Origin of the sequence: Sediminibacterium sp. (genome assembly GCF_051860225.1) — a bacterium.
In the GTDB taxonomy this organism is placed as follows: domain Bacteria; phylum Bacteroidota; class Bacteroidia; order Chitinophagales; family Chitinophagaceae; genus Sediminibacterium.
Window position 1 is genome coordinate 114746 of the sequence record NZ_JBHYEI010000003.1, and the last position, 24444, is coordinate 139189.

A 24444-nucleotide genomic window follows, 5' to 3' on the forward strand; every position below is an offset into this window, starting at 1 on the left:
ATATGGTTTTCAATATAGAAATAGAAAATAACCTCGTTGCGTATAGTTGAATTAAATTTTTTATAATATGTTATTTTAATCTTTTCTTAATTAGTAATTTCTATTTTTTGATGCTTTTTGATAAATGTATATTTATTTAATATGTTAAATTTCTTCAAAACTTACCAATATATCCTCCAAAACAATCTTTAAATTGAACCAGTTAATGAAATGTCTATGTTTAACGTGATAATTAAAATTGAATGGCCTGTTAATTCCTTTAAATGGGTTGTATCAATCTTGACTGTAGGTTTATTCGCTAATAATGGTGTTGCTCAGTTGCCTCCTGAATTAGAAAATCCAGAAACGGTATCTTTTAATCGTATGCCAATGCGCGCCGATGCTTTTGCATTTGAAAATTGGGCAAGTGCGAACAGTTTTGACAAAGAGAAGTCTGCTAATTTTTTTTCATTAAATGGCGAATGGAAATTTCATTGGGTGCAAGACCCTAATAAGCGTCCTAATCGTTTTTATGAGAATGATTTTGATGATAATCAATGGGGGCTGTTTAAAATTCCTGCAAGTTGGGAAGTGAATGGTTATGGATTGCCGATTTATGTTAATCAGCCGTATGATTTTGCTGGACATAATCTTCGTTATAATAAAATGAATCCTCCATTTGATATTCCGGCAAACAATAATCCAGTGGGATCTTATCGAAAAAAAATTTTTTTGCCAAAAGGATTTAAAGGAAAGCAGGTTTTTTTACATGTTGGTAATGCAAAAAGTTGCTTATTCGTTTGGGTAAACGGTAAAAAGGTTGGTTATAGCGAAGACAGTAAACTCGCTGCAGAGTTTGATATTACTAGTTATTTAAAGGAAGGAGAGAATCTGATTGCCTTTCAAGTATTTAGATGGAGCGATGCAAGTTATTTAGAATGTCAAGATATGTTTCGCTTCTCGGGTATTGAAAGAGACGTATACTTATTTGCGACCAATAAATTAAATATCAGAGATTTTAAAATCAATGCAGGGTTAGATCGCCAATATGAAAATGGCGAATTAGATATTACAGTTGAAGTAGATAGTTACAAATCAGAAAAAGGGTACTTAAGTAAAAAAGACAGTTTCCAAGTGGAAGTGCAGATGAAAGATGCTTCTGGGGTAATGGTTTTTCAAGATCAAACAAAGGGATTTGCAACTGTGCTTGGAAATTATAAATCGACTGTGTCTTTTAAATCAATTATTGCAAAAGTGAAGTCCTGGACAGCTGAAACGCCTTACCTGTATAGTTTGTACCTTATTTTAAAAAATAAAGAAGGGGAAATTTTGGAGATTATTCCGCAACGAGTTGGGTTTAAAAAAATTGAAATTGTAGGAGCCGATTTCTTGGTTAATGGGAAACGCGTTTTTTTAAAGGGAGTGAATAGGCATGAACATCACCCTAGAAATGGACATGTTTTAAGTAAGGAAGACATGTTAAAAGACATGGAAATGATGAAAAAGCTCAATATAAATGCAGTAAGGCATTCCCATTATCCGCCCGATCCTTATTGGATGGAACTTTGTGATATTTATGGATTGTATGTAGTTGATGAGGCCAATATTGAAAGCCATGGTTTAGGATATGATTTAAGTGTAACGCTGGGAAATAAAATGCTTTGGAAAGAAGCCCATATGCAGCGGATACAGCGAATGTTTGAGCGAGATAAAAATCACACAGCTATTGTTACTTGGTCTTTGGGTAATGAGGCGGGAGATGGTAGTAATTTTTATGCCGCTTATGAATGGCTTAGAATGCAAACTGAATTGCCTATACAGTATGAAAGAGATATTGATTACGGTAAGCCCAATAATACGCCATTCTCTGAGATATTTTGTCCTCAATACATTTCACCAATGGATATGTTAAAGTACGCAAAATCTAATGCAAAATTACCCCATATTCAAAGTGAGTATGCGCATATAATGGGGAATAGTCTGGGTAATTTTAAAGACTATTGGAATATCATCGAAAATAATCCTAAGCTACAAGGTGGATTTATTTGGGAATGGATAGACCAAAGTATTGACACTATTAAAAATGGGAAAAGGATAAAAGCTTATGGTGGTGACTTTCCCTTGGAAGGACCAGTAGATGAAAACTTAAGCGATAATAATTTTTGCGTAAAAGGGGTTGTAGATGCTTATCGAAACTTAACTCCAATGGCCTTAGAAGTAAAGCAGGTTTATCAAAATATTAAAACAACTTGGCAGGGAAATAATACCGTCGCTATAAAGAATGGTTTCTTCTTTAAAAAATTGGAGAATATTTATTTGCATTGGGCTTTACAAGAAAATGGAATCATTAAAGAGCAGGGAAAAATTGAAACAATTGATTTAGCCCCTCAACAAGAAAATACATTTATCATTGCCACTCATTTTAAGCGAAAACCAGATAAGGAGTATCAGTTAACTATATACTACGCATTAAAGAATGAAGAGCCTTTTTTAAGTAAAGACTATATTATTTCGGCTGAACAGTTTTTATTAAATGAATTGCAAGCAAATAATCAACCTCCAGCAACTAAGAAAGGCTTATCATTCAGCAAATTGAACAAGTATGTTCAAGTTAATGGACATTCTTTTTCAATTCAATTTGATATTGAAAAAGGAGTTTTATCAAGTTATATTAAAAAAGGAGATCAGATTATACAATCGGGTCCTATACCTTCTTTTTGGAGAGCCCCTACCGACAATGATATTGGAGCTGGGTTTAATAAGACATTACGTATGTGGCGCAATGCTTATGATAGTTCTAAAGCCATGACTTATACGGTTGAACCCATTGATAAAGGACTAATAAAGATCAGTTTCACCAAAACCTTACTGAATGGCGATGCTAAACATTTACAAGTATATTCCATTTACAGTGATGGATCGCTTAAAATAGAAAATGAATTTGAAGCGATTAAAGGTAAATATCCACTCTTATTAAGAGCAGGAAACGATCTTACTGTAGCGGGTAATTTTTCTAATATTAATTGGTATGGAAGAGGTCCTGGAGAAAACTATTGGGATAGAAAAACCAATACATTTATTGGACAATACACGCAAACTATTGATGAGCAATATTATCCTTATGCAAGACCACAGGAAAGCGGTAATCACACTGAAGTAAGATGGGTGAGTCTTAGTAATTCGAAGGGTAGGAGTATCAAGTTTATTTATAATGATCATTTGTTAAGTTTTGCTGCGTTGCCATATCACTTAAATGATTTAGATCCAACAATAAACAAAAAGCAGTTCCATAGTGGCGAGCTAGTTAAGCGGCCAGAAATTTACCTGCACATAGATTTAAATCAAACTGGGTTACAAGGTATGGATAGTTGGGGCGCATGGCCTTTAGAGAAATATCGGGTACCATTTAAAAACTATGCATACAGTTATTGGATAAAGTTTGACTAATATGATTGGAAATATGAAAAAAGGGATTATAATTTTATTTAGTTGTTTATTGATTGATATAAGTTATGCGCAACCATCCACGTTGGCGCCAAAGCCTTTAATGGGTTGGATGAGTTGGAATTTTTTTGCAGAGAAAGTGAATGAACAAGAACTAAAAGAAATGGCAACTGCAATGATTCGAACTGGAATGGTAGAAGCTGGATATAATTATATTTTTATTGATGATGGTTGGCAAGGTGGAAGAGATATGAAAAATAATATCATAGCTAATCCTATTAAATTTCCATCGGGAATAAAAGCATTGGCCAGTTTTATGCATGAGCGAGGATTGAAATTGGGCATTTATAGTGATGCTGCTCAATTAACCTGTGCAGGGTTTACCGCGAGTCTACATTTTGAAGAACAAGATGCCAAAACATTTGCAGAATGGGGAATCGATTATTTAAAGTATGATTACTGCAATGCACCGGCAGATTCAAATACTGCAAAAATCCGATACCAGAAAATGGCAGAAGCATTGAAAAAAACAGGTAGGCCAATTGTATTGGGCATTTGCGAGTGGGGTGAACGAAAACCTTGGCATTGGGCTGCAGCAGTTGGAGGCCAAATATGGAGAACAACACACGATATCAGAGATAAATGGGTAAAAAAGCCAGATGAAAAATGGGGGCTGGGGATTTTAGATATTCTTGAAACCAATGCCACGCTGAGTAATTTTGCTGGCCCTGGGCGTTGGAATGATGCGGATATGTTAGTAGTTGGATTGTATGGCAAGAAGGGGCCCTCTGGTGATGGTGGTGGAATAGGCTGTTCTGATTTAGAATATCAGTCACAATTTAGTCTTTGGTCTATCATGTGTTCTCCTTTATATGCTTCAAATGATATAAGGACGATGAACAAAGCATCACAATCCATTTTATTAAATAAAGAAGTGATTGCAATCAATCAAGATCCACTAGGAATACAGGCAGAAAGAAAAATGAATGATAGTATATGGAGTGTGTTTGTTAAACCATTGGTTAATGGGGAGTATGCGATTGCAATATTGAACAAGTCAAATCAATCTGTTCCTTTTTCGCTAAATTTAAAAGAGATGGGCTTAGATGAACAATTTCAGATAAGGGATTTGTGGGAGCATCAATTGGTTAAGCAGTCAGATTTAAATCAGTTTTTAATTTTAAGTCATCAAACTAAACTGTATCGGTTAACTAGAAAAAATAAAAACAAATAGTATAAAGAATGGATTCTAAAGTTCAGCAGCTTATTCAATTTTACCAATTAGTGCCACATCCAGAGGGCGGGTTTTATAAAGAGACTTACCGTTCAAATGAAACTATTCCGGCCAATAGTTTGCCAGAAAGGTTTAATGGGGATCGCAATTATGCAACTGCTATTTATTTCTTGTTAGTAGAATATTCCTTCTCTGCTTTTCATCGGATTCAATCAGATGAGTGTTGGCATTTTTATGCAGGCGACTCCGTTACTATTCATGTGTTACATCCTGATAGAAGATATGAACTAATTAAATTAGGTAGCAATATTACGATGGGTGAGCAATACCAAGCTGTTGTTCCTGCTGGAGCTTGGTTTGCCTCTAAAACAAATGGTAAGTACTCTTTGGTAGGTTGCACCGTTGCACCTGGTTTTGATTTTGTTGATTTTGAATTAGCGAAGGCGGCTGAATTAGCTAACCAGTTTCCTACACAGGTTACGTTGATTAAATCTTTCTGTAGATCTTAACGATTAAAATGAATTAAGAAATAGCCAGCAATACTAAAGAGTAAAATAATCATAATTGTAGCAATAATCCATTGTTGGTCTTCTATTTTATGTTTCTTTTTTCTCTTATTACTTTTAGCAATCTGTTTTTTTAATTGTTGATTGATAATATTGGTTGTTGCTAAAATATTTTCTTTGTTTTTGAAATGGGCTAGACCTTCTATGGCATCATTTTCAAAATCTGAGGCAGCCATTTTTTGTTCAATGGCATGCATTTCATCTTCAGGTATATCTTTATGAAGGTATTTTAACAATTCCTCGTTAGATATAGCTGAATTATTTTTAAATATGTCTTTCCAATTGTTCATTAAAAAGATTGTTTTTTCTCCATGATGATTTTTAAATTTCTTTTGCCATTCTGAATGCAGCTTTTTACTTGTAATAAACTGAACCCAGTAATTGTTGTTATTTGCTGATAACTTTTCTTTTGGAGATAAAATAAAGTTATGCAAGTTTTTTGCTCCTTGTTAAGTTCTTGTATTGATGCCTCTAATAAGTCTAAGTTAAGCTCTCTCTCGGTGCTTAATGCTGTTTCCGATTCTTGTATTTGATCAACAATTGGTATACTTTCTATGTCAATGAATTCTTTTTGATCTCTTAACTTCATTAAACAGTAATTACAAGCAATTTTATATAACCAGCTTTTAGGATATTCAACAGGATATTTTCCTAATTCATTTAGGGCTTTTAAAAAAATCTGTTGTACAGCATCTTTCGCTTCCTCTTCATTTTTCAAGTATTTCATACACACCCCAAGCAATAGCATCGTATAGCGCTGCAATAGAATACCTAACCATTCTTTGTTTTGGTCGGTTTGGTACTTTTTTAAAAGTTCATTGTCTGTAATATGTTTAAATACCTGTTGAATCACTTGTTAAATTAACGCATTTTTGATAAGATGCTAGCTTCGTAAATTTCCATATCTTTCAATTAAAAATATTTCATGGCATTTGTTGTAGCAATAGTGGCAGTTATACCGTTAAGGGCAGATGCCGCTCACCAAAGTGAAATGATTAGTCAATTATTATTTGGTGAAATAGGTGAAATAATGGAGGGAAGTCCACTCTTACCAACTGGCACATTTACTAAAGTAAGGTGCTTAAAAGATGGATATGAAGGTTGGTGTCAAAGTGCGCAGTTAGCAATTATATCCGATGAGCTTTATATGCGTAGGTCCAATGCCATCATGCCTGGCTTTACAAACAAAATGATGCTGAATGAAACAGAAATGCAACTCCCATTTGGCTGTTCTTTAGCCGTTTTTCAAGAAAATCAATTAAGCCTTCCTGGGTTGATATTCAAATATAAGGGGGAGTTATTTAATCCTGGGGAATTACCTTTTGGGCCGGATTCAGTAAAGAGAATCGCCCATATCTTTATCAATACCCCTTATTTGTGGGGAGGTAGATCTTTATATGGAATTGATTGCAGTGGATTAGTACAGCAAGTGTATGGCTATTTTAATATTCAATTACCTAGGGATGCTTACCAACAAGCAGAGCTTGGGACCAATGTAGGCTTCCTTGCAGAAACAAAATGCGGGGATTTAGCCTTTTTTGATAATAAAGAGGGTAAAATAACCCATGTTGGAATTCTGTTAGACGAATACACCATCATTCACGCATCAGGAATAGTGCGTATAGATTTTATAGATCAGGCAGGTATTTTAAATAAGCAAACGGGTGAGAGAACCCATCAGTTGCGAATAGTAAAGCGCTTACTATAACTGAAAGTATTCAACTACATTAAATCCATTCCTTTAGCAAAATAGGTCACAGTACCTGGTAGTGCTAACCAAAAGAATTCACGGTATACAAAAAGGAGTACAATCAACGCCGCAAACCAGAAAAAAAATAGCGCCCAATATTTACCAGTGGATTGTTTTGCTTCCATTATCAGTATTTTTAGCAAAGATAAGGAGCAAATTCAAAACTGACGCTAATGTGTTTGAGTTTGTTCAATTTTTATTGAATCTTTTGATAATTCATTTTGTTTCTTATCAAAAAACAACATTTTAATGCTTAATAGGAGCATTACCAGGGCAAATATTTTTTTGACTTTGTCGTCAGTTAAACTCAGCGCCAATTTACTACCGAGTAATCCTCCAATGATAAAAGCAATTGCAATTAAAAAGACATAATTAAAATTGATATGGCCTTGTTTATGGTATTGCCAAACGGCTAACGCAACTACTGGTAGTATTAAAACCCCAAGTGAAGTTCCTTGAGCTTGCTTTTGAGTAAACCCAAGGAAAAACACCAGCGAGGGAACCATGATAATACCACCTCCAATTCCAACTAATCCGCTTAAAAAGCCAGCAGCAATGCCAATTATAATTAGTAAGAGCAGAGTAGTAATGCTCATAATGGTTATTTAACGAATGTTTCTTTATAAAAGGAAATGGCTTCTTCAACAATGGTTAATGCCTTCGCTTTATCGCCGAAGTCTTCCACTAAAACTTCTTTTTTCTCTAATCTTTTGTATTCTTGAAAAAAGTGTCTTAGCTCATCAAAAAAGTGTCTGGGTAATTCCTCAATATTATTGTAATGATTTACTCCAGGGTCAGTTGCTGCAACTGCAATAATTTTATCATCTGGTTCACCACCATCAATCATCTGCATTACACCAATCACTTTAGCTTCCATTAAGGTTAATGGTTGAACGGGTAGTGAGGTAATCACTAAAATATCTAGTGGATCTTTATCTCCTCCATAAGTTTGAGGAATAAAACCGTAATTAATAGGGTAATAAAACGATGAAAATATAACTCGATCTAATTTTAATAAACCACTAGGTTTATCAATTTCATATTTACATCTAGATCCTTGTGGAATTTCAATAACAGCATTAACAATACGAGGTGCATTTTCTCCAAAATGTACGCCATGCCATGGGTGTAAAACGGTTTGTTGATTCATTTTTGCAATATTTTTATTGATTGGTTTGTTTTAAATCTACTTGCCATAGACTTCCTTTTTTTAGAATAATTGTTTGTTGCGTACTGGTGTCTAATGAAGTACTATGATAAATAATTACCGAACTATCATTTGGCTCAGCTACTTCTTTGATGTTGATTGAAGCTAATCTTAATTCTTGTCTACCTTCTTTATCTTTTTCTCTATAGTTTGCTTCAACTTGTATTAATAGTGCTTTATTTTTTTCATCTGCAACCATATAAAAGGACGCTTTGGCAAAATCTCCTTTGAGGCAGGCGTCTATAAATTCTCTTCCGGCATCAAGTCCATTTTCGGCTGGTAAATATTTTTTTGCTGGACTACTGCAAGCATAAACCCCCAACACCAGCCAGCTCATCAAAAGGGTAAACAATTTCATATATGCTAAGTTAGTTAATTATGCGGGTTATCAATAATCAAGCATTATAATGCTAAATAATAAGGGGCTAATAATTGACTAAAATCCTTACTGTAGTCATTTCCTTCTTTAATGGCAATATAGTTGAAACTAGCTGTTGCATCATTTTTTTGCATTAAAACCATTGACCTAAAATAGGAATGGTTAGTAGTTTGTTTTACTGCAGTTTCTTTAATGCAAAAAAGTCCCGTTTTTTTAGCAATAGCCTTCCACTCTTCCACTCTGTTCCAAGGGAGTAGAATAGCTGCTTTTCCAGAATCAGCCAACAGTTTATATATACAACTGGATAATTCTTCTAAGCTTAGTAATTCGCTATGCATGGCTATATTTCTTTCTCTATTTTGGCTTTTTAATTGGTTGTCAAAAAAAGGAGGGTTAGCAATAATCAAGTCATATAAATGGTCTCGTTCTTCAGCAAATCTAGTAATGGATTTATGGTGAATATGCAGTTGGTTTTTCCATGGACAATTGCTAAAATTTATGGCAGCTTGTTCAGCAGCTAATTCATTGATTTCAACTGCATCAATTATTGCCCCACTTGTTTGTGCCAACATTAACGAAAGCAAGCCGGTTCCAGTTCCAATATCAAGTATATTTTTAAGATCAATTATTTCTATTTGCTTCGCAACCCATGCTCCAAACAAACAAGCGTCGGTGCATACTTTCATGGCAGTTTTATCTTGATGAACAGTGAATTGCTTAAACTTGAAGAAGCTATTACTCATGCACTCAGTTCGTTTATTTTATTCTGTTATTCCTTCTAAAGCTAGCAAGAATGAAAAGTTGAGTGCAGTCTCTTTTAAGTAATCAAATCTGCCTGATGCACCACCATGACCATAATCCATATTTGTCTTTAATAAGAGAACATTTTGATCTGTTTTCATTGTTCTAAGTCTGGCCACCCACTTTGCCGGTTCAAAATATTGAACTTGGCTATCGTGCAATCCAGTTGTAACCAATAAATGTGGATAGTTTTTCTTTTCAATATTTTCATAAGGAGAATAACTTTTTTGATAGTCATAATATACTTTCTCTTTTGGATTACCCCATTCATCAAATTCGTTGGTAGTTAAAGGAATACTTTCATCAAGCATCGTGTTTACAACATCTACAAAAGGGACTTCTGCTATAACTCCTTTCCAAAGTGCTGGAGCCATATTAGTTACCGCACCCATTAATAATCCTCCAGCACTTCCTCCATTTGCGTACAAATGAGCTTTGCTGGTGTATTGATTACTAACCAAAAATTCACCACAATTAATGAAGTCAGTAAATGAGTTTTTCTTCTTTAATAATTTTCCATCTTCATACCATTGTCTGCCTAAATCTTCACCTCCTCGAATATGGGCTATTGCATAAACAAACCCTCTATTTAATAAGCTTAGCGTTGTGCTACTAAAATCGGCGTCAATACTATATCCATATGACCCATAAGCATATAATAATAGGGGGGCATTCCCATCTTTATTAAACCCTTTTTTGTACACCAGAGAAATCGGAATTTTAGTGCCATCGTTAGCAGTGGCATAAATTCTTTCGCTAGTATATTCAGATGGATTATACCCTCCAACTACTTCTTGTTGCTTTTTAAGTGTTTTTGTTTTAGTTGATAGCTCATAATCAAAAACAGAAAAGGGAGTAGTTAATGAGGTGTATGTATAACGTAAGGTAGCGCTATTAAATTCTGGATTCGAACCCAAATTCGCAGAATAAGCTGGTTCATCAAACTGAATATAATGCTCATTCGAACCAATGTTTTGCTTAATCCTAAGTTGAATTAATCCATTCTTTCTTTCTGTAATTACCGTATAGTCTTTGAATGCTTCTATATTTTGTACTAATACATCAGATCTATGCGGAATGTACTCTTTCCAATAAGTATGGTTAGTTTTATCTAAAGGACATTCCATGACTTTAAAGTTCAATGCATTTTCATTAGTTCTGATTAGGAATTTGTCATTCAATGCAACCACATCATACAATACATTTTTGATGCGTGGTTGAAATGATTTGAAATTCGATTCAGGTTCATCCGCATGAATATAAAATTGTTCAGAAGACAGCGTTGCTTGAGAACTGATAAAAATATAACGTCCATTTTTAGATTTGCTTACACCTATATAATTGCTATTGTCTTTTTCTTGATATACAGTGACATCTTTTTTGCCTCCATTAATTTGGTGACGCATTATTTTTTCAGACAGCAATGTAACTGGGTGATTTAATGTATAAAAAATGGTGTTGTTGTCGTTTGCCCAAACGCCGTATCCATTCGTGCCTTCTATATGATCAGGCAAAATTTCACCAGTGGTAATATTTTTGATTTTCAAAGTATACTGTCTTCTAGAAACTTCATCAATGCCAAAAACCAATAAATTATTATTCGGACTAACACTCATGCCCGTAACATTATAATAGGGCTTGCCTTCTGCCATTTTATCTACATCTAATAGTATTTCTTCTTTTGCATTTAAGCTGCCTTTCTTTCTACAATATTTATAATACTGTTTTCCTTCTTCAACTCTGGTGTAATAGAAGTAACCATTTTTATAAACAGGTACAGATTCGTCTTTTTCTTTAATCCTCGCTTTCATTTCATTAAAAAGCTTGGTTTGCAGTTCTTTAGTGCCTGCCATCATTCTTTCCGTGTAATCATTTTCTGCCTTGAGGTAATTCAACACTTCAGTACTATCTGGTCCTTTTTTAAAATGATCGATCATCCAATAATAGGGGTCAGGTACAGTATCTCCATGCAAGATTCTAATATGTTCTTTTTGTGCCGCAACCGGGGCTTTCTCATTGGGCCAATTATATATTTCTTTTTTCATATTTGTATTTTCTGAACAGCTGCTTATTAGTGCAATAAGAGCCGGTATAGCGAAGATTCTTTTCATCATTCAGTCATTTTCACAGGGAAAATAAATAAAAACAACCATAAAAACCGAATGAAACATTTTATCGTATATCTATTGTTAAATAATTTTATGGTATTAATTATTTCGAAACAAAGGGCTGCTTCAAAGCGATTAATTTATTTTAGTGTAGTAGCCTTAACCGTTATACTTGGCACTGGTATGATTAACCATTCTAGGGGGCTATGGCTATCTGCATATATTCTTTACATTTTTGCGGCTGCTATAAGCTTGATTATGTTTTTAGATTATCAAGGATATACCAAGTACAAGAATGCTAGTTTAGTCATTACCATTAACTTTTTTTTGAGTTGCATAACAATGGTAGAGGGGCTAGATGCAGGAGGCTTTTTATTCATTATTCCAACCATTTTTGCATTGGTTTTTATGCTGGGAAATACTAGAGAATACAAAATTGAAGTAATCGGCTATTTTGTTATCTGTGTTTTAAGTTTTGCTGCTTCTATTTTGCTTATTCCCGAAAAAAGTAGTTGGCAAAATATTTCAAATGAAATTTATACAAAGATGTTTACAACAAATACAATCGCAGTGGTTGTATTATGTGCTGTTTTTGCTTACATAGGTATTTATTTTGAAAGACAAGTGTACGAGCGATTGGTGAATGAACGTAACAAAGCAAAGCACCAGGAACAAATGATTAGAGAGCAAAATGGATACCTAAGAGAAATTGCATTCATGAGTTCACATACCGTTCGCGCGCCATTAAGTAATATATTAGGCTTAGCTGCTTTAATGAGAGACGTTCCCGACGACCCAGATACCCACAGTTTAGTAATGGATGGAATTCAACATTCAGCAAAAGATCTAGACAATGCCATACATCATATGGTATCTAAAACAGGAAATTTAATAAGGCGATAATAGGGGATTGTTATAGCAAAAAGTCCCGGCTTGCATTTGCAACCGGGACCCATTTTAGTATTAAAGTCGTTCTATTTGTCTGCGCTTAAACTTGCACTTAAATACTCTGAATTTAAGCGAGCAATATTTGTCAATGAAATTTCTTTAGGGCAAGTTGCTTCACATGCACCGGTATTGGTACAAGCCCCAAATCCTTCTTTATCCATTTGTGCAACCATATTCATAACGCGAGATTTTCGCTCTGGTTCTCCTTGAGGTAATAAAGCCAAATGGCTCACTTTTGCACTTAAGAAAAGCATCGCAGAACTATTTTTACAAGCAGCTACACAGGCGCCACATCCAATACACATTGCCGCGGCAAAACTATTGTCTGCGTTATCTTTATTAATTGGTAGGGCATTCCCATCAACCGCATTACCCGTATTGACACTGATGTATCCACCAGCTTGAATAATCCTATCAAAAGAGGTCCTATCTACTGTTAAGTCTTTGATAACAGGGAATGCATTTGCTCGCCAAGGTTCTACTACAATTGTATCTCCGTCTTTGAAAGCACGCATATGTAATTGACAAGTTGTGTTTGCTTGCCATGGTCCATGAGGCTTTCCGTTGATATACATAGAACACATACCACAAATACCTTCTCTACAATCATGGTCAAAGGCAACAGGCTCTTCTCCTTCGGTGATTAGCTGCTCATTTAACACATCAAACATTTCTAAAAAACTCATTTCAGATGAAATGTTTTTTACTTGGTAGGTCTTAAAATCTCCTTTGGTATTGCTATTTTTTTGTCTCCAAACTTTGAGGTTCAGATTCATATGATAATGTTCCATTTTGTAAAATTAATTCAGTTAAACAATGCTTTTAAAGTACGCTTCCTATTTGTAGTTACGCTGGGTTGGTTTAATGACTTCATAATTCAATGGTTCTTTATGTAATTCCCATTGGTGTTCTCCTTTTAATTCCCAAGCAGAAACATACATATGACCAGCATCGTCTCTTAAGGCTTCTCCTTCAGGGGTTTGGAATTCTTCTCTGAAATGACCGCCACAACTCTCATCTCTAGTTAATGCATCAACACACATTAATTCTCCCAATTCAATAAAGTCTGCAACACGGTTGGCTTTATCTAATTCCGTATTCATTTCGTTTACTTCTCCAGGAATTCTAACATCGCTCCAAAATTCTTTCTTTAAAGCTTGTATTTCTCTGATGGCTTGTTCTAATCCTTCTTTGTTTCTAGCCATTCCACATTTATCCCACATGATCTTTCCTAAACGCTTGTGGAAACTTTCCACTGTTTGTTTTCCTTTGATATTCATCAACTGATTGATTCTATCACTTACTGCTTTTTCAGCTTCCTCAAATGCAGGGTGAGAAGTTTCTATCGCTTTGCTATATATTTCGTCGGCTAAGTTATTTCCTAGAGTATAAGGGATTACAAAATATCCATCAGCAAGCCCCTGCATTAATGCGGAAGCTCCTAAACGGTTGGCTCCATGGTCACTAAAATTGGCTTCACCTAAGGCATATAATCCAGGAACAGTTGTTTGTAATTCATAATCCACCCATAAACCACCCATGGTATAGTGCACAGCTGGGTAAATGCGCATAGGAACTTCATAAGGATTTTCTCCAGTGATCTTTTCATACATATCGAAAAGATTGCCATACTTAGCTTTCACCACTTCTTTACCCATTGCAATTATTTCTTCTTCTGAAACATTGCTTCTACCTTGCTTACCAGCTTCAATTTTACCATATCTCAAAATGGCATCTGCATAATCTAAATAAACAGCTTGTTTACTGCTGCCTACACCATAACCAGCATCACAACGTTCTTTAGCAGCCCTAGAAGCAACGTCTCTTGGCACAAGGTTACCAAAAGCTGGATACCTTCTCTCTAAATAATAATCTCTTTCTTCTTCAGGTATATCAGTTGCTTTTCTGGTATCGTTTTGTTTTTTAGGAACCCAAATTCTACCATCATTTCTTAATGATTCAGACATTAGGGTTAATTTACTCTGATGGTCTCCACTAACTGGGATACAAGTAGGGTGAATTTGTGTAAAACATGGATTAGCAAAAGCAGCTCCTTTTTTGTGTGCCTTCCATGCAGCGGTAACGTTGCTTCCCATTGCATTGGTAGATAAATAGAATACATTTCCATATCCACCTGAACACAATAATACTGCGTGCCCAAAATGTCTTTCTAATTTGCCGCTTACTAAGTCGCGTGCAATGATTCCTCTAGCTTTACCTTCGATGGTTACCACTTCCAACATTTCATGTCTGCTATACATGGTTACATTTCCTAATGCTACTTGACGTTCTAGCGCTTGATATGCCCCAATCAATAATTGCTGTCCTGTTTGACCCGCAGCATAAAATGTTCTTTGAACCTGTGTTCCACCAAATGAACGGTTGCTCAATAAACCACCGTATTCTCTTGCAAATGGAACTCCCTGAGCAACACATTGGTCAATAATATTGGTACTTACTTCCGCTAAGCGATGCACATTTGCTTCCCTTGCACGATAGTCCCCCCCTTTAATAGTATCGTAAAATAGACGAAAGACACTGTCTCCATCGTTTTGATAATTTTTTGCTGCATTGATTCCTCCTTGAGCTGCAATTGAGTGCGCACGACGAGGTGAATCTTGAAAACAAAATGCTTTTACTTTATATCCCAATTCACCCAAAGAAGCTGCTGCTGAAGCACCGGCTAATCCTGTACCTACAACAATCACTTCCAATTTACGCTTATTGGCCGGGTTTACCAGTTTGCAATGTCCCTTGTAATCAGCCCACTTATTTTCTAATGGCCCAGAGGGAATTTTAGCATTTAACATAGATCCGAAGGTTTATGATGATTTGAATATACTTTAATAGTTAGGTACTTGATTATCCTATCCAGCCCATTTTAAAACTTACTGGCATTAAAATGAATACCAAAGCGATAATGATTGAATAGGCATATCCAATACTGGTAAGCATTAGGGTGTATCTATTATTGTAAACACCTAGTGTTCTGAATGCACTTTGAAATCCATGCGCTAGGTGATATGCCAATGAGATACAGCCTGCACTGTAAACAGCTATAATCCACCATTCACTAAATGTTGCTTTCATTAAAGCAAACATATTGTGCATCTCAATACCGTTATAGGTTACGGGGTCTAATCCTTGATGGGTAAAACGAGCAGAAACCCAGAAATGGTAAAGGTGTAAGATTAAGAAAATTAAAATCAAAGTACCCAAAAGCCCCATACTTCTGCTGTACCACTTACTTCCATCTTTATAAGTTACCGCATATCCTACTGTCCTTTTTTGCTTATTTTCTAAGGTTAACAAGTACCCTTGATAAATATGTAAAATGATGCCTGCAAATAATCCAATCTCCATAATTCGGATTAAAACAGTGGACCCCATGAAATGAGCAGCTTTATTGAACATTGCGCCATTTTCTTCTGGGTCAACTAAATCTGCAAAGATGCAGGCGTTGATTCCAGCATGTACAATTAAAAACAAAACGAGTGATATACCGGTTAGTCCCATAACCAGTTTTTTTCCAACAGACGATGTAAAGACTTGTTTCCAGGTCATATAGCAAGATTATATTTGGTTAAATCTCCGCAAATTTAACTCATTTATATATACAATAACGTAAGACTTTAGTTGAATTAATATAGCCATTTATTCCACTGTTGAATAGGATACCGTCATTTTTGCAAACTACTTTAACATTGCATTCAACCGTTTACATAAAAACACCTAATAATGCGAATTGAATAACCGTACATTTGAGTATGGTTAAATTACTAAGTATTTTATGGAACAGTTTCCGGATGGCACTACAGGAACTGAGAGTAAATAAGCTAAGAACTTTCTTGTCATTATTTGGCATTACCATTGGTATTTTTTGCATCATTGGTGTGTTGGCCACTGTAGACAGTTTAGAAAGAAAAGTTCAAAATGATATTAAAACTTTAGGCAGTAATACCATTTACATAGATAAATGGAATTATGGTGGTGGGCCAGATTATCCTTGGTGGAAATACATGAAAAGGCCTAATGTAAAAATTGAAGAATTGGATGTTATCAAACAAAAAAGTGAATTAGCTTCTTTCGCTGCTTTTTTTGTAAGCAGAAACGTAAACTACAGTTATGAAGATAATATCTTAAATAATACGAGTTTATATGGCGTTACCCCTGAGTTTAATAGCATACAAACCATTGATATAGATCAAGGGCGTTATTTAATAGAATCAGATTTTTTTCGTGGCGCTGCAGTGGGTATTGTAGGATACAAAGTAGCTGAAGAATTATATGGCAAAGTAGAGAAAGCAGTTGGAAAGGAAATTTCTTATGGAGGTAGAAAAGTTTACATTGTAGGCGTCATAAAAAAACAAGGGCAAAGCTTAATTGGGGGCTTCAATTATGATGATTGTATGATTGTTCCCTATCGATATTTTGCTAGTGTATTTAGCCCCGAAACAAGTAATCCAAATATAATTGTTCAAGGTAAACCTAAAATTGCGTCTTCTGCTTTGCAGGATGAGTTGAATGGTGTTATGCGTCAATTGCGGAAATTAAGTCCTACACAAGAAGATAATTTTACTTGCAATGATGTGGCAATGTTTAGTGAACAAGTAAATGGATTCTTTGGACAAGTAACTGCTGGTGGGTGGGCTATTGCAGGGTTGAGTTTAATTGTAGGTGCATTTGGAGTTGCCAATATCATGTTTGTTACTGTAAGAGAAAGAACCAGTCAGATAGGCCTTAAAAAAGCTATTGGGGCTAAAAAAAGCACCATACTAACTGAGTTTCTTTTAGAAAGTGCATTCTTATGTATTATTGGGGGATTGGTTGGACTAACATTAGTTTGGCTCTTATCGTTGGTGTTAAGCTCTGTACTTCCTTTCCCTATTTATATTGCTCCTAATATTGTTATTTTAGGATTAAGCATTTGTATTGTATTGGGTGTACTTGCAGGAATTATTCCAGCATCCATCGCGGCTAAAATGGATCCGGTAGTTGCCATCAGAACTAAATAGTATTTTTGCTCAATGAGTATTACTATTCTGGCAATAGAGTCTTCTTGTGATGAAACAGCAGCGGCAGTATGTAGGGATGGAGTCATATTGAGTAATATCATTGCTTCTCAGTCTGTACATGAAAAATATGGTGGAGTTGTACCTGAGTTAGCCAGCAGAGCACATATGCAAAATATTGTTCCTGTTGTAGATCAGGCTATAAAAGCTGCCAATGTAGATTTAGCAGAACTAAATGCCATTGCTTTTACACAAGCTCCTGGATTAATAGGGAGTTTATTAGTTGGTACCCAATTTGCGAAATCATTGTCGCTCTCCTTACAAGTTCCGCTCATTGGAGTGCACCATATGCAGGCTCATGTGTTGGCTAATTTAATTCCAGACCTAAGACCTAGTTTCCCTTTTTTATGTTTAACTGTTAGCGGAGGTCATACGCAGATTGTGTTGGCTAAATCTGCTTTAGATCTTGAAGTAATTGGTGAAACCATTGATGATGCAGCTGGCGAAGCGTTTGATAAAACCGCTAAATTATTGGGGCTGCCTTATCCTGGTGGTCCGTTGATAGATCAATTTGCCCAATTGGGTGATCCGCTCAAATTTAAATTTGCAGAACCCCAAATACCTGAACTGAATTTTTCTTTTAGCGGCTTGAAAACTTCTGTTTTATACTTTTTACAAAAGCAATCACCTGAATTTATTTTGGAGAATCGAAATGACCTATGTGCGTCTATCCAACACACTATAGTACAAATTCTATTAAAAAAAATGGTGAAAGCAGTTAATTTAACCAATGTGAAACAAGTTTGTATTGCAGGAGGTGTTAGTGCGAACAGTGGATTGCGAAATGCGCTAACTTCAATAGGTCAACAGAAAGGATGGAAAGTGTATATCCCCGATTTTAGTTATTGTACCGATAATGCTGCAATGATTGCTATCACAGGATATCATAAGTATTTAAATAATCAATTTGTTCCTTTATCCGTTAATCCGTCTGCTAGGGCAGAGTGGTAATAAGATAGCGACTAATGAAAAAGCAGTTGAACATTGTTGTAATAACCAATGACCATTATGTCGTCTTATTAGCTGCTTTAATCAAATCAATTGAAGTCAATCTAATTAATGATAATCAGTTAATATTTAATATAATTGATGATAAAATTAGCCAAGAGAATAAAGCAAAACTAACACGCTCTGTTAATCAACAAATATCTAGTTTGAAATGGGTCAATATGGATGGGTTGATACCAGATCATATCACTTTACCGCTCGATAGAACAAGTTATCCTTTAAATATTTATATGCGCTTTTTCATTCCCTATTTCATAGATGAATCAGTTGAAAAAGTGTTGTATTTGGATGTTGATATGATTTTTCAGCAAGATATTTCTCTTTTATTTGAACTTGATTTAAGCCATCATGTAATTGCCGCTGTTCAAGATTCAAGAATAAAAACATTTGATAATAATTGGGGGGGGATTAAAAATTATAAAAAGTTTGGCTTTGAAGGAAGTGCCATATATTTTAATTCGGGATTGATGTTAATGAATCTCAAATCATGGCGATCACTAGGAATAACAGAAAAGCTGATTCAATGTATGAATGAAAATATTCATTATGCTAATTATCCCGATCAATATGGCTTAAATGTTGTCTTGTACAATCAATGGTTGAGTTTAGATAAGAAGTGGAACCATTTTGCTGATTTAGTTTCGGCTGGGAACCCTTTTGTTATTCATTTCGTTCAACGCAAACCAATTTATAAGAGTTTCAATGGTGTTCAATTGTTTAGAGAACAGTTTTATCATTATTTAGAAATGACGGAATGGAAAAATTTCGTTGCAATCAGTGAACTTAGTAGAATCGCCAATAAAACTAAAATAGTAATCAATAAGCTTACTAAGTTGTTTTCTCATCGTTTATGATTGGTTGTTTAAATCCGGCGTTAAAATCTTAATTTTGCACGCGAAAACTATATAATTCAATGATTAGTGCACGGAATATCACCCTAGCTTATGGCAAAAGGGTGCTTTTTGATGAAGTAAATATCAATTTTACCAAGGGAAACTGTTACGGCGTAATTGGTGCCAATGGTGCCGGTAAGTCTACTTTTTTGAAAATTTTAAGCGGAGAAATAGAACCTAATAAAGGTACCGTGGAAATTACGCCAGGAGAAAGGATGGCTGTATTAAAACAAAACCAATTCGAGTTTGATAATTGCACAGTATTAAATACTGTCTTAATGGGCCATAAAAGGCTTTGGGATGTAATGCATGAAAAAGATGCCTTGTATGCCAAGGAAGATTTTACTGAAGAAGATGGAATGAAGGCAGGGGAGTTAGAAGCCGAATTTGGAGAAATGGGTGGATATGAGGCAGAAAGCAATGCTGCAAGCTTCTTAAATAGTTTGGGCGTAAACGATGATATGCACCAAAGTTTAATGAGTGAAATACCCAGTAATTTTAAAGTAAGGGTATTATTGGCGCAAGCACTTTTTGGTAATCCTGATATCCTTTTATTGGATGAACCTACTAACGGTTTAGATATTGAAACTATTGGCTGGTTAGAAAACTTTTTAGCTGACTACGAAAATATCGTGTTAGTGGTAAGCCACGACCGTCACTTCTTAGACACCGTGTGCACGCATGTTGCAGACGTTGATCGTTCAAAAATTAAAGTATTTACAGGAAACTATACATTTTGGTACGAAAGTAGCCAGTTAATGAGTCGTCAAATTAACGATAAGAACAAAAAGAACGAAGAAAAGCGCCAAGCATTATTAGATTTTATTGCCCGATTCTCTGCCAATGCCTCTAAGAGTAAGCAAGCTACTTCTCGAAAGAAAGCCTTAGAAAAATTAACTATCGAGGAAATTGAGCCTTCCAATCGTAAGTATCCAGGCATTATTTTCCAGCCATTAAGAGAAGTTGGGAATCAAATATTGAATGTAGAGAATTTGAGCAAAACAGTAGATGGAAGAAAGCTTTTTGATAAAGTTTCTTTTAGCGTAAATAAAGGGGAGAAGATCGCTTTCTTGAGTAAAGATCCTTTGGCTATCACTTCTTTCTTTGATATCATAACTGAAAATACTGCCATTGAGGGAGGAAAATTTGAATGGGGTACTACTATTACCAAAGCATATTTGCCACAGGAGAATAATGAGTTTTTTAAAGAGGGATTGAGTTTGATGGATTGGTTACGCCAATTTGTTCCTCCTCATGTTACTGATGCAGATGAGCCTTTTATTCGTGGGTTTTTAGGAAAAATGTTGTTTAGTGGCGATGATATTCAAAAGAAAACCAATGTACTTAGTGGAGGAGAAAAGGTACGTTGCATGGTCAGCAGAATGATGTTGCAAAACCCCAACGTAGTGATTCTAGATCAACCAACTAACCACTTAGACTTAGAGAGCATTCAAAGCTTTAATGAAGGCTGTCAAACCTTCCCTGGGATTGTTTTTATCACTTCCCATGACCATACATTTATGCAAACGGTAGCTAATAGAATTATTGAGCTCACCCCTAAAGGAATTATTGATCGATTGATGACTTTTGATGAATATATGGAAGACGCAAGAGTAAAAGAATTAAGAGCGGAAATGTATGCTTAGATAATTTTTTTCTTCAGTAACTTACCGTCGCAAAACTTAAGTAATGAAGAAATTTAGTTTATTGATTGTCCTTTTTTTGATTGGGAACTGCATACAATCGCAGGAGCTTTCTTATTATTTGCCTAAAAACGTAGTGTATAATAATGCTATCCCTACTCCTGCCAATATTATTGGCCATGAAGTAGGAGAATGGCATGTAACTCACGATCGATTGGTACAATACGCTAAAACGGTTGACCAAGCATCTGACAGAATGATATTAAAGCCATTGGGGCTAACCAATGAAGGACGTCAACAGTTGGCATTAATCATTACTTCTCCAGAGAATCATCAAAAGTTAGAGCAGATTAGGTTGCAGCATCTTGCATTAACCAACCCCGATAAATCAGGTTCATTAAACACCGACGATATGCCTGTGGTGGTTTGGATGGGCTATAGTATTCATGGCAATGAAAGCAGTGGGGCTAATGCCGCTTTATTGGCTATGTATTATTTAGCGGCTGCACAAGGCAATGCAGTGGATGAATTATTAAAAAATACGGTTATTATTTTAGACCCTTCTTTTAATCCTGATGGATTGAATCGTTTTGCAAGTTGGGTAAATATGCACAAGAGTTTTACTCCTGTTGCCGATCCAAATGCAAGAGAATTTAATGAGGTTTGGCCAGGTGGAAGATTCAATCATTATTGGTTTGATCTAAACCGCGATTGGTTGCCAGCCCAACACAAGGAAAGTAGAAATAGATTGGCTTTATTCCATCAATGGAAGCCCAATATTTTAACCGATCACCACGAAATGGGAAGTAATTCTTCCTTCTTTTTTCAGCCTGGTGTTCCATCAAGAGTGAATCCTAATACTCCCGCTAAAAACCAAGAACTCACCGCAGCTATTGGAAACTACCACGCAAAATTTTTAGATAGTATTGGTTCTATGTATTTTACCAAAGAAGGCTATGATGATTTTTATTACGGTAAAGGGTCTACCTATCCTGATATTAATGGGGCAGTTGGTATTTTATTTGAACAAGCTAGTAGCCGCGGGCATTTACAAGAAACAGAGAATGGATTATTGAGTTTCCCCTTTACCATTCGTAATCAATTTACCACTACATTATCAACTTTGGCAGCTGCTAATGGATTGAGAAAGCAAATGCTGAATTATCAGCGTTCTTTCTTTAAGGAGACCATTAAAGAGGCAGAGAGTTTTCCTATAAAAGCATTTGTTTTTGGGGATGCGCAGGACAAAGCTAAAACCAATATTTTTATTGAAATGCTATTAAGGCATGAAGTAGATATTTACCCTTTACAATCAGAAATGGCAATTGATGGGAAAACGTTCAAACCTGGTTCGGCGTTTGTAATCCCAACGGCACAAAAACAATTTAAAGTTATTAAGACTGTTTTTGAAAAGACATTTAATTACAAAGACAGTTTATTTTATGATGTGACTGCCTGGACAATGCCTTTGGCGTTTGGATTACCTTATGCAGAATTAAAGTCTGCTATTTCTTTGAATTCGCCCAAACTCAATGCTATTGAGCCATTAAAATCCAATTTATACGGGGCTGGTAAAGCCTACGCTTATGCCATCAAGTGGAACGAATATTACAGTCCAAAAGTGTTGTATAAACTTCAAGAGAAAGGCATTAAAGCTAAAGTTGCTACCAAAGTATTTAAGATGATACTGAATAATAAAGAAGAAGTATTTGATTATGGTACTATTGTTATTCCAGTAAGTACTCAAGAAATGACTTTAATAGATTTAGAAAATACAATTAAACATGCAATATCGGAAACTGGTGTGGATGCGTACACATTGCCTTCTGGATTTGCTTCGGATGGCATAGACTTGGGAAGTAATAGCTTTGTTCCTTTAAAGAAGCCAAGTGTAATGATGTTTGGCGGCACTGGAACCAGTGCTACGGATGTTGGAGAAATCTGGCATATGATGGATACTAGATTTAATGTGCCTGTTACTATTGTAGATGTTGATCGGTTTGGTTCAGTGAATGCTGATCGTTATAATGTAATCATCATGGCTTCTGGTGCTTATAATAATTTAAACAAAGGAGCACAAGACAAACTAAAAGATTGGGTTGGCGCTGGCGGTACTTTAATTGCAACTGAAGATGCTACCAAATGGTTATCAACCAATGGGTTTACCAAAACACTCTTTAAATCGGGCGATGATAAGAGAGATACGACGTTACAATTACCTTATTTTTTGCGTTCGGATGAAACAAGGGCAAAAGACATGACGGGTTCATTATTTGAAGCTAAAGTGGATTTAACTCACCCTTTAGGATACGGTTATACTAATCCTTTTGTGACCATTTTTAAATCGAACACTTTATTCATGGATAAAAACAATGGCGCCTATGATTCTCCCGTTATGTATACAGATCAACCTTTACAAAGTGGTTATTTATATAGGGGCTATAAAAATGTAGTTAGAAATACTGCTGCTATTAATATTGATAATATTGGAAGAGGGAGAGTTATTTCGATGGTGGATAATTTGAATTTTAGGGCATTTTGGCTGGGCACTTCTAAAATGTTCATGAATGCAATTTATTTCGGAAATTTAATTAGATGATAACCTATGAGTCTGTTTTATAAATCCTTTTTTCTGTTGGGCATTTTGATTGTGTTAAGTAACAATATGCAAGCACAGAATGGATTAACTCCAAAAGAACAATTGGCTTTTGCTAAAAGGGAGAAACAATTAAAAATACAATTTGAGCAAGCTGCTTTAAGTTGGCCAGCCAAGCAAATGTATATCAGGAGTTTCAAGCAGGAAGGCCAATTAGAGATTTGGGTAAGAAATACTTTTTCAGAGCCATTCACTTTATTTAAAACATACAATGTTTGTGCCCTATCAGGTAAACTTGGTCCAAAGCGAAGAGAGGGAGATCTGCAGGTTCCAGAAGGATTCTATCATATAAATGAGTTTAATCCTAATAGTGATTATCATTTTTCACTGGGCCTGAATTACCCCAATCAAAGTGATTTATTTTTTGCAGATGCTAAACCAGGCGGAGAAATTTATATACATGGTAAATGTGCTACAGTAGGTTGTATTCCTATTTTAAATAATCCAATTGAAGAGCTATACGTTTTAGCCAATATTGTTCGTAAACAAGGCCAAGACTATATACCTGTCCATATTTTCCCAGTTCGTTTTACCAATGAAAATTCTTTTAAAGTATTACAGTCACATACTGCTGTAAATCAACAATACCATGATTTTACTAGTCAATTAAAGCAGGTATTTGATTATTTTGAACAGTATAAGCAGCTTCCAATTATAGGAATCAATCAAAATGGAGCCTATAAATTAATTTCTCGTTAAGGAGCTGCTTATTTTTTGTAATTTGTGCTTACAAAGATCCTTTTAGCCGCTGAAAAC

Annotated in this window: 22 protein-coding genes; 11 read left to right on the forward strand and 11 right to left on the reverse strand. The window is 35.3% G+C overall.

Annotated features, from left to right (window positions below):
- The first annotated feature begins 216 nt into the window (after nt 1-216).
- Genes ACTIEI_RS10985 through ACTIEI_RS10995 form a run of 3 tightly spaced genes read left to right on the forward strand, consistent with a single transcriptional unit; the run spans nt 217 to nt 5166 of the window.
- Complete coding sequence (locus tag ACTIEI_RS10985; protein ID WP_439506340.1) at nt 217-3426, forward strand: glycoside hydrolase family 2 TIM barrel-domain containing protein; 3210 nt, start codon at nt 217-219, stop codon at nt 3424-3426.
- A 13-nt stretch (nt 3427-3439) separates the two neighbouring features.
- Nucleotides 3440-4657: a glycoside hydrolase family 27 protein gene (locus tag ACTIEI_RS10990; RefSeq protein ID WP_439506341.1), complete on the forward strand. Its 1218-nt coding sequence runs from the start codon at nt 3440-3442 to the stop codon at nt 4655-4657.
- A gap of 8 nt (nt 4658-4665) precedes the next feature.
- Nucleotides 4666-5166 (forward strand): cupin domain-containing protein, encoded by a 501-nt coding sequence (locus ACTIEI_RS10995; RefSeq protein WP_439506342.1) that lies wholly within the window; start codon nt 4666-4668, stop codon nt 5164-5166.
- Here the strand turns inward: ACTIEI_RS10995 and ACTIEI_RS11000 are convergent.
- Together ACTIEI_RS11000 and ACTIEI_RS11005 are read right to left on the reverse strand one after the other, a co-directional pair.
- Nucleotides 5163-5513: a hypothetical protein gene (locus ACTIEI_RS11000; protein WP_439506343.1), complete on the reverse strand. Its 351-nt coding sequence runs from the start codon at nt 5511-5513 to the stop codon at nt 5163-5165. The two genes, ACTIEI_RS10995 and ACTIEI_RS11000, sit on opposite strands and share 4 nt — an antisense overlap.
- Entirely contained in the window at nt 5513-6076 is a 564-nt protein-coding gene (locus ACTIEI_RS11005) for an RNA polymerase sigma factor (protein ID WP_439506344.1), read from the reverse strand. The genes ACTIEI_RS11000 and ACTIEI_RS11005 overlap by 1 nt, the downstream gene beginning before the upstream one ends.
- A 72-nt stretch (nt 6077-6148) precedes the next feature.
- On the opposite strand from ACTIEI_RS11005, the gene ACTIEI_RS11010 reads away from it, so the two are divergent.
- Nucleotides 6149-6931 carry a C40 family peptidase gene (locus ACTIEI_RS11010; RefSeq protein WP_439506345.1) on the forward strand — a complete coding sequence of 261 codons (783 nt, stop codon included), beginning with the start codon at nt 6149-6151 and terminating at the stop codon, nt 6929-6931.
- 14 nt (nt 6932-6945) lie between these two features.
- On the opposite strand, the gene ACTIEI_RS11015 is transcribed toward ACTIEI_RS11010, so the two are convergent.
- The 6 genes from ACTIEI_RS11015 to ACTIEI_RS11040 are packed head-to-tail and all read right to left on the reverse strand — an operon-like array spanning nt 6946 to nt 11405.
- Complete coding sequence (locus ACTIEI_RS11015) at nt 6946-7098, reverse strand: hypothetical protein (protein ID WP_439506346.1); 153 nt, start codon at nt 7096-7098, stop codon at nt 6946-6948.
- A gap of 45 nt (nt 7099-7143) precedes the next feature.
- A complete protein-coding gene (locus tag ACTIEI_RS11020) occupies nt 7144-7569 on the reverse strand; it encodes a sulfite exporter TauE/SafE family protein (protein WP_439506347.1) in 426 nt (141 codons plus the stop codon).
- A gap of 5 nt (nt 7570-7574) precedes the next feature.
- Nucleotides 7575-8123: an inorganic diphosphatase gene (locus ACTIEI_RS11025; RefSeq protein WP_439506348.1), complete on the reverse strand. Its 549-nt coding sequence runs from the start codon at nt 8121-8123 to the stop codon at nt 7575-7577.
- 13 nt (nt 8124-8136) lie between these two features.
- The gene (locus ACTIEI_RS11030) at nt 8137-8538 is read right to left on the reverse strand and encodes a hypothetical protein (protein WP_439506349.1); all 402 of its coding nucleotides are present in this window, start codon (nt 8536-8538) and stop codon (nt 8137-8139) included.
- Nucleotides 8539-8582: 44 nt separating this feature from the next.
- Nucleotides 8583-9302: a tRNA1(Val) (adenine(37)-N6)-methyltransferase gene (locus ACTIEI_RS11035; RefSeq protein ID WP_439506350.1), complete on the reverse strand. Its 720-nt coding sequence runs from the start codon at nt 9300-9302 to the stop codon at nt 8583-8585.
- Nucleotides 9303-9320: 18 nt separating this feature from the next.
- On the reverse strand, nt 9321-11405 hold the full coding sequence (locus ACTIEI_RS11040) for a S9 family peptidase (protein WP_439506351.1): 2085 nt from the start codon (nt 11403-11405) through the stop codon (nt 9321-9323).
- Between the two features lie 156 nt (nt 11406-11561).
- Here ACTIEI_RS11040 and ACTIEI_RS11045 point away from each other — a divergent pair, with 156 nt between their 5' ends.
- Nucleotides 11562-12371, forward strand: coding sequence for a hypothetical protein (locus ACTIEI_RS11045; RefSeq protein ID WP_439506352.1), 810 nt, complete (start codon nt 11562-11564; stop codon nt 12369-12371).
- Between the two features lie 71 nt (nt 12372-12442).
- On the opposite strand, the gene ACTIEI_RS11050 is transcribed toward ACTIEI_RS11045, so the two are convergent.
- Genes ACTIEI_RS11050 through ACTIEI_RS11060 form a run of 3 tightly spaced genes read right to left on the reverse strand, consistent with a single transcriptional unit; the run spans nt 12443 to nt 15980 of the window.
- Nucleotides 12443-13192: a succinate dehydrogenase/fumarate reductase iron-sulfur subunit gene (locus tag ACTIEI_RS11050; protein WP_439506353.1), complete on the reverse strand. Its 750-nt coding sequence runs from the start codon at nt 13190-13192 to the stop codon at nt 12443-12445.
- A 60-nt stretch (nt 13193-13252) separates the two neighbouring features.
- Nucleotides 13253-15226 (reverse strand): fumarate reductase/succinate dehydrogenase flavoprotein subunit, encoded by a 1974-nt coding sequence (locus ACTIEI_RS11055; protein WP_439506354.1) that lies wholly within the window; start codon nt 15224-15226, stop codon nt 13253-13255.
- Between the two features lie 52 nt (nt 15227-15278).
- The gene (locus tag ACTIEI_RS11060; protein ID WP_439506355.1) at nt 15279-15980 is read right to left on the reverse strand and encodes a succinate dehydrogenase cytochrome b subunit; all 702 of its coding nucleotides are present in this window, start codon (nt 15978-15980) and stop codon (nt 15279-15281) included.
- 203 nt (nt 15981-16183) lie between these two features.
- Between ACTIEI_RS11060 and ACTIEI_RS11065 the strand changes: the two genes are divergently transcribed.
- The 6 genes from ACTIEI_RS11065 to ACTIEI_RS11090 all read left to right on the forward strand — a co-directional run bounded on the left by ACTIEI_RS11065 (nt 16184) and on the right by ACTIEI_RS11090 (nt 24387).
- Entirely contained in the window at nt 16184-17431 is a 1248-nt protein-coding gene (locus tag ACTIEI_RS11065; RefSeq protein ID WP_439506356.1) for an ABC transporter permease, read from the forward strand.
- 12 nt (nt 17432-17443) lie between these two features.
- Nucleotides 17444-18439 (forward strand): tRNA (adenosine(37)-N6)-threonylcarbamoyltransferase complex transferase subunit TsaD, encoded by a 996-nt coding sequence (gene tsaD / locus ACTIEI_RS11070; protein WP_439506357.1) that lies wholly within the window; start codon nt 17444-17446, stop codon nt 18437-18439.
- Between the two features lie 14 nt (nt 18440-18453).
- On the forward strand, nt 18454-19350 hold the full coding sequence (locus ACTIEI_RS11075) for a glycosyltransferase family 8 protein (protein ID WP_439506358.1): 897 nt from the start codon (nt 18454-18456) through the stop codon (nt 19348-19350).
- 59 nt (nt 19351-19409) lie between these two features.
- Nucleotides 19410-21035, forward strand: a complete 1626-nt coding sequence (locus tag ACTIEI_RS11080) for an ABC-F family ATP-binding cassette domain-containing protein (protein WP_439506359.1) — start codon at nt 19410-19412, stop codon at nt 21033-21035.
- 43 nt (nt 21036-21078) lie between these two features.
- A complete protein-coding gene (locus tag ACTIEI_RS11085; RefSeq protein ID WP_439506360.1) occupies nt 21079-23631 on the forward strand; it encodes a M14 family metallopeptidase in 2553 nt (850 codons plus the stop codon).
- 66 nt (nt 23632-23697) lie between these two features.
- Nucleotides 23698-24387 (forward strand): L,D-transpeptidase family protein, encoded by a 690-nt coding sequence (locus ACTIEI_RS11090; protein WP_439506361.1) that lies wholly within the window; start codon nt 23698-23700, stop codon nt 24385-24387.
- The last annotated feature ends 57 nt before the right edge of the window (nt 24388-24444 follow it).